Annotated in this window: 7 protein-coding genes; 1 reads left to right on the top strand and 6 read right to left on the bottom strand. The window is 62.0% G+C overall.

Going from position 1 to position 6236, the window contains the following annotated elements; genetic code table 11:
- Positions 1–295 precede the first annotated feature (295 nt).
- Positions 296–487, bottom strand: coding sequence for a hypothetical protein (locus H7995_RS23580; protein ID WP_166590057.1), 192 nt, complete (start codon positions 485–487; stop codon positions 296–298).
- A 142-nt stretch (positions 488–629) separates the two neighbouring features.
- Positions 630–950: a YbjQ family protein gene (locus H7995_RS23575; protein ID WP_185819017.1), complete on the bottom strand. Its 321-nt coding sequence runs from the start codon at positions 948–950 to the stop codon at positions 630–632.
- 112 nt (positions 951–1062) lie between these two features.
- Here H7995_RS23575 and H7995_RS23570 point away from each other — a divergent pair, with 112 nt between their 5' ends.
- Positions 1063–1257: a hypothetical protein gene (locus H7995_RS23570; RefSeq protein ID WP_095165532.1), complete on the top strand. Its 195-nt coding sequence runs from the start codon at positions 1063–1065 to the stop codon at positions 1255–1257.
- A 1-nt stretch (position 1258) separates the two neighbouring features.
- Here the strand turns inward: H7995_RS23570 and H7995_RS23565 are convergent, their stop codons facing one another.
- The 4 genes from H7995_RS23565 to H7995_RS23550 form a co-directional block, all read right to left on the bottom strand.
- On the bottom strand, positions 1259–1594 hold the full coding sequence (locus H7995_RS23565; protein ID WP_185819016.1) for a hypothetical protein: 336 nt from the start codon (positions 1592–1594) through the stop codon (positions 1259–1261).
- 315 nt (positions 1595–1909) lie between these two features.
- The gene (locus H7995_RS23560) at positions 1910–2704 is read right to left on the bottom strand and encodes an SDR family NAD(P)-dependent oxidoreductase (RefSeq protein ID WP_182341453.1); all 795 of its coding nucleotides are present in this window, start codon (positions 2702–2704) and stop codon (positions 1910–1912) included.
- Positions 2705–2717: 13 nt separating this feature from the next.
- Positions 2718–4601, bottom strand: coding sequence for a TRAP transporter large permease (locus H7995_RS23555; RefSeq protein ID WP_166590053.1), 1884 nt, complete (start codon positions 4599–4601; stop codon positions 2718–2720).
- Positions 4598–5629 carry a TRAP transporter substrate-binding protein gene (locus H7995_RS23550; protein ID WP_166590052.1) on the bottom strand — a complete coding sequence of 344 codons (1032 nt, stop codon included), beginning with the start codon at positions 5627–5629 and terminating at the stop codon, positions 4598–4600. The genes H7995_RS23555 and H7995_RS23550 overlap by 4 nt, the downstream gene beginning before the upstream one ends.
- Between the last annotated feature and the right edge of the window lie 607 nt (positions 5630–6236).

Genomic DNA, 6236 nt, shown 5'->3' with positions numbered 1-6236 from the left:
TAAACGGATGGCGTACGGTTACCGGGATAGCGAATTCTTTTTCATGAAGATCAAGAGCGTCTTTCCCGGTAATCCGTGAAGAACCAAAAAAAAGCCCGCTGGGGAACGGGCTGACAAGACTTGCTTTTAACGGATGAGCTGAGCCTACGTTTTGGCTTGTGAAAGAAACGTGAAACACCCCAACCACCTCCGGTTACATTGAAACAAAATATGACAAGCCTGCAGACACCCCTCCTCCAGCCGAACCGCAGGCACAAAAAACCCCGCACATCGGCGGGGTCTGTCGGGTTGGCGATCACTTGCGCAATGGCACGCTAACCTTGGGCATGAACGGTTTGCTGGAAGTCCTGCTCACCGTGGACACGCGGGCCTGGCCCGGTTTGCTCGGTGCCTGGCCAAACCCCGAGACGTAATCTGTCTGCCCGCAGTGCACACAGTTGTTGATCGGGTACTCAGCGCCATCATCTTCAATGTACGGATTGCTCATCCCTGCGTCCCTCCCTCTAGGCCGGCGCCGGCAAACAAGCGTTCGCCTGAAAAGCACAGACCTTCAAGAGATTCCAGACTAGCCGGTCATCCCCGGACTACCCATTCAAAAAGCCATCCACCGACGAATGGCCCAACTCGGGTTAGTTGAGCTTGACCGCCGTACCGGTCACGAAGACCACCAGCATGCTGCCCTTGCCGGAAGGCATGCTGATTTCAAAGTTGATCCCCACCACCGCATCCGCCTGCAGGCTGCGAGCCCGCTCCTTGAGCTCGTCAGTGGCCTGGGCACGGGCTTCGCGCAGGGCTTTCTCCAGGGTCTGGGAACGCCCGCCGAAAAAATCGCGCATGCCGGCAAACATGTCCCGCACGACGTTGATGCCCTGCACGGACTCCGCGCTGACGATGTCCAGGTACGCCGCAATCTGCCGGCCTTCGATGGAATGGGTAGTGGTGGTGATCATGACAACTTCCTTGATGGACTAATGGCGGGCCGCAAGACTGGCCTAAGTCATGGAGACGTACATACTGAGTACTGGCGGCACAGATTCTGCCATCGAGCGTGCGGGAGCGTGTATGACGGTCTTTCTACTGCTTTACCTGTGCACCGACGCCTCGCGCAGCGACTGCCAGGTGATTGCCGTTGAACATTGGGTGCAGCCCGATGCCTATCAACAGTGCGTCGCGGCGGCCAGGCAACTGACCAAGGACCTCACCGCGAAAAACCGCCAGAGCAACTACTTCGTCTGTGAAACCCAAGCCAGCCCATAAGCTACAGGCAATCGCGTACCGCCTTGCGCAAGGCTGCCGACTTGGCCCAGGGTGGCCCCTGATACAGCGAAACCTTGCTGCCGTCCTTGTACTTGACGATATCGACGATTTCATCGGCGGTAATGATGCTGGGCGCGTTGATCCGCCAGCCGTTGGAGATCTGGGTCTGGGTGGCCTTGGGCACCTCGCGCTGCCAGGCGGGCAACACGCAAGCCGCGTACTCCTTGGGCGGCTTGGCGGTCTCCTTGCTCAGGTTCGGCTCCCCCGGCACCAGCGAGGCCGGCAGCGAACACCCCACCAACACCACGCACCCCAGCACTGCCATCCCTATCCGCATGATTGTTCCTTGCACTCAAAGAGGAAAATGTAGCTTCACATTGAGTGCTCAGCCAGCCCACCCGGCATCAGGCCAGAACCACCACCCGGGTTGGATGGCCTGGGCCGAATGGATTCACAGGTTACGGCAGGCCAATACTCCCCTCAGAAAATCCCGCGATAGATGGCCGCTACATCCTGCTCCGTCATGTCCCGTGGATTGCTGTCGATCAAGCGGCGAATGATCGGCGCCATGACCAGGGCATTGGCCAGCACCTTGGGCAGATTGCGCCACCAGGCTGCGCCGCGGGCGCGCGCTCCTGTCCACCGCGCCCCTTCAGATCTCCAGAATGCCCGAGGCCATGAAACCGCCGTCCACTGGAATCACATGGCCGCTGATGTACGACGAATCATCGGATGCCAGGAAGGCCACCGCCCCCGCCATTTCCGCCGGGGTGCCATAGCGGCGCATCGGTACTGCCCTGGCATAGGAGTCGCGCGTCGCGGCCGAATGCAGCCTCTGGGTCAGCGGGGTATCCACCGGGCCTGGGGCAATGCCGTTGACGGTAATCCCGTATTCGGCGAGCTCGACGGCCATCTGCCGGGTCAGCCCGATGAGCGCGGCCTTGGACGTGCCATAGGCCGTACGACCCAGGCTGGCGCGCAGACCGCTGATGGAGGCGACGTTGATGATCCGCCCCCAGCCATTGGCCTGCATCAGCCGCGCCGCCTGTTGGCCGCAGAGCAGCGAGCCGGTCAGGTTTATGTTCAGGACCCGTTGCCAGTCGCTGAGGTCGCACTCCAGGAACGCCTGAGTCTTGGCCACACCGGCGTTGTTGACCAGCACATCGCAGCGGCCGAAGCGCGCTTGCAGCAAGGCAAACGCCGCGCGGATGGACTCGGCGTCGCCGACGTCGATGACCAGTGCCATGGCCTCGATGCCCTGGGCATGCAGCCCGGCGACCATTTCTTCGGCCGCCGCCAGGTTGATGTCGGCCACCACCACGGTATGCCCGTCGTGCCCCAGGCGTTCGGCGATGGCGGCACCGATCCCCATGGCGGCGCCTGTGACCAGGGCCACGCGTCCCAGTGGCGAGGCGCCTGGCAGAAGTTGTTTTGCTGTTTGGCTCATGACAAGTGCTCTCTTAAAGGAAACCGATGGAGATCCATGGGAAACAGGCGACGATAATCAACGCCAGGATCAGGGCCGCGAGGTAGCCCCAGACACGCCGGATGACCAGGTCGGAGGACACCTTGCTGATCGCGCAGGCGGCGTAGAAACCAACCCCCAGGGGGGGGGCAAACAGGCCGATGCCCATGGCCAGGATCACCACCATGGCGTAGTGCACCGGGTGGATCGCCAGCATCTCGGCCAGCGGGAACATCAGTGGCCCGAACAGCACGATCGCCGGGATGCCTTCGAGCACGCTGCCCAGGATCACGAAAGTGACGATGGTGACGATCATGAAGCCGATGGCACCGCCCGGAATTTCACTGATCAGGTCCACCAGCGAGGCCGAGAAGCCCGACTGTGTCAGCGCCCAGGCCATGGCCGACGCCATGCCGATGATCAGCAGGATGGCGCCGGACAATGCCGCCGCTTCGAGCATCATCGGGTAGACCTTCTTGAACTCGATGTGGCGCATGAACAGGTGCATCACCAGCCCGACCATCACCACGTAAGCCACTCCGATGGTGGAGACTTCGGTCGCGGTGGCCGCGCCTTCGAGCACTGCCACCCGGATCAGCACCGGCAGGGCCAGCGCCGGCACGGCGATCAAGAACGTGCGCGCGATTACCGACAGCGGCGCACGCTGGACATTGGGCATAGCTTCCTTGCGTGAACGCCACCAGCACACCAGCGCGATCACCACCGTGGCCACCACCGCCGGCATCAGCCCACCGATGAACAGCGCGGTAATCGAGACGCTGCACACCGCGCCGATGGTGATCAACACCAGGCTTGGCGGAATGGTCTCGGTCATCGCCCCGGTCGCCGCCAGCAGCGCCGCCAGTTCTTCGGGCTCGGAACCGCGTTTTTTCATTTCAGGAAACAGCGCCGGAGCAACCGCCGCCATGTCGGCAACCTTGGAACCGGAAATCCCCGAGACCAGGAACATCGCCCCCAGCAAGACATACTGCAGGCCGCCGCGCACATGCCCGAGCAACGAGGCCATGAAGTCGATCAGCGTGCGCGCCATGCCAGACAGCTGCAGCACCACGCCGAGCATCACGAACAGCGGCACCGCCAGCAGCACCATGTGCGACATGCCTTCGTCCATGCGGCCGACCACAATCGACAACGGAGCATGGGTGGCCAGCGCCAGGTACGCCATGGTCGCGGTGCCGAAGGCGAACGCGATGGGAATCCCGCCAAAGACACAGGCCCCCAGCAGCACCAGGAAAAAGATAATCAGGTTGTAGTTGCCCAGGTCCACCAGCAACGGCTGGCTGATCCACAGCACCGAGGCCACGAGCGCCACCACGGCAATCCCGGCCATGAACTGGCGCACCGTGGAAAACCGCGCCATGCGCGACACGGCGGCCAGCAGCATCAACACCGCACCGACCGGCAAGGCCGCGGCACGCAGGCCATCGGGAATGCCCAGCGCCGGGGTGGTGATCGACATCTGCTCATGGGAGTGCTGCATGGCCGGGCCAATGATCATCACCACGAACAGGCACACCACCAGCGCCGACAGCGTCTCGCAGAACCCGCGCCAGGCGTGGGGCAGCTTGTTCACCAGCGCCGACATGCGCATGTGTTCGCCGCGGTCCAGCGCCAGCACCGCACCAAACATGGCCATCCAGATAAACAGCGAAGAGGCCAGCTCATCGGACCAGATCAGCGGGCTGTGCAGCAGGTAGCGGTAAACCACCCCCGCCAGCAGCACGCCGGTTTCGATCACCATCAACGCGACGGTGATCAAGCCGACTGCCCGCATGGTCCATGTGTTCAGACAGACAAGCGCCCGGGCCGGCAGGCGCATGGTAGACGTGGGGGCCACTGCTGCTGGCGCGACCATCATGCCAGTTTCCCGGCATATTTCTCGAGGATGGACCAGGCGGCGTCGCCGAACTTGTCGTGCCAGTCGCCATAATAATTGGCGCTTTGCAGGCGCTCGCGGAAGGGTTCCGGTGGCGCCGCCACCAACTCCAGGCCTTGCTGCTTGAGCGTATCGCGGATGGTGCCCTGCAACTTGGCCAGGTCATCGCGCTGGGCGAGCACCGCGGTATTGATGTGTTTGCTGACCACGGCCTGCACGTCCGCAGGCAAGCGCTTGAAGGAGGCGCTGTTGCCCAGCATCCAGAAGCCATCCCAGACATGGTTGGTCAGGGAGCAGTATTTCTGCACCTCGTAGAGTTTCGCCGAGGACACCAGGGTCAGCGGGTTTTCCTGGCCCTCGACGATGCGGGTCTGCAGTGCCGAGTACACTTCGGAAAAGTTGATGCTGGTCGGCGCGGCTTCGAAGGCGCGGAAGATCGACATGATGATGGGGCTCGGCGGCACGCGCAGCTTCATGCCCTTGAGGTCGTCGGGCGTGGCGATCGGACGGGTACTGGTGGTGGTCACCCGAAAACCGTTGTCCCAGATTTTGTCGAACGCAAACAGGGTCTCGGTCTTGGCAATCTCGGCCCGCACATGGGCGCCGAGGTCGCCGTCCATCGCACTCCACACTTGCTCATAATCCTTGAAGGCGAACCCGACGGCGCTGATCTGCACCGAGGGCACCATCGTGCCCAGGATCACCGGTGACAGGGCAAACATGTCGACGGCACCCGAGCGCACTTGGGCCAGGGTATCGGTGTCACTGCCAAGCTGGCTGCTGGGGAAGATCTGGATCTGCACCGCGCCATTGGTTTCTTCACGAATCGCCTTGGCCATTTCCCGCGCCCGCACATTCATGGAGTGGCTGATGGGCATGTTGTTGGCAAACTTCAGCTTGAACTCGGCGGCCTGGCTCTTGCCGCTGTACAGACCGAGCCCGGCGGCGGCAACGGCGGCAGAAGCAAGGGTGGCCGTTTTGAGAAAGTTGCGGCGCGAAAAGTCGCTCATTTGGTTCTCCTGACTTTATTGTTTTTATGGATCAATGGCCGTTATGCCGGCGACTGGCTAAGCAAGCTATAGCAATTGGGGTGCCACGAATGGCGCAGCCCTCCTGGCAGCAACCCAGGCTGCTACTCAACCAGCTGTTTTCACAAGGAAAAACAGCGCCTGCAGGAATGCATTTATTTCTTGCAGGGCATCTGGCGCGACGGTGGATGTAACAGGTGTCTCCGGCAAGTGTCGCTGTACCCGGCATGGCAAGTGACACCTGTCCTGCACATCTGCTGCATAGGTATCTGTGGTGCGACGTTGCACCTGTGGGCCTTCCGGGGTGTTGGATTAGGCCGAGTACATATCCATTCTTGCGGTAACGGCCACCTATGGTTCCGCTCTTACAGCGGCTCACTTTTGGAGCCCAAAAGTAAGCAAAAGGCTCTTGCCCCACCACTCGGCACCTCGCCTGGGCTCGGTGTTCCCTCACTCCGGCTTGAATCCGTGGGCCGCCGCCACGCGCCATCCATGGCGCGGGGCGGCTAACCCGGCGTCCTGCCGGGTTACCCACGGATTCAAGCCTGCGTTCGGCCAGCGTGGTTAACGGGGCGCCCAGGATCAAAAG

The organism is Pseudomonas kielensis (assembly GCF_014236655.1).
In the GTDB taxonomy this organism is placed as follows: domain Bacteria; phylum Pseudomonadota; class Gammaproteobacteria; order Pseudomonadales; family Pseudomonadaceae; genus Aquipseudomonas; species Aquipseudomonas kielensis.
This window is presented reverse-complemented; position numbering and strand designations above follow the sequence as displayed.